The organism is Halomonas sp. SIMBA_159 (genome assembly GCF_046536035.1).
Classification (GTDB): domain Bacteria; phylum Pseudomonadota; class Gammaproteobacteria; order Pseudomonadales; family Halomonadaceae; genus Vreelandella; species Vreelandella venusta_A.
On record NZ_JAWJBT010001653.1, the window covers coordinates 1 to 235 of the forward strand.

The 235-nt window shown below is 47.7% G+C and carries 1 protein-coding gene; it reads left to right on the top strand.

The window, feature by feature from the left end; genetic code table 11:
• Nucleotides 1–235, top strand: a 235-nt coding sequence (locus tag R0J87_RS24810; RefSeq protein WP_498889694.1) for a hypothetical protein, incomplete at both ends; no start/stop codon positions are given.

Here is a 235-nt window from a genome sequence, read left to right on the forward strand (position 1 = left end):
CCAGCGTTACAAAGAATTAAAAGCGCAAGAGCGTAAGCTAAAGGCTGAGCTGACCACCATTAAATGGTTGTATTACAGTAACCGGTTTAACGCGTTAGAACAGCAGTTGCAGCAACAGCAAACCGAACTGGAAAAATATCAGTCGCAGGAGCTAGGCGATCAGCGGGTATTGCTGGAGTTAAAGCAACAGGCGCAGGATGGCCGGCAGCAACTGGAAAAAACGCAAAGCCAGTTT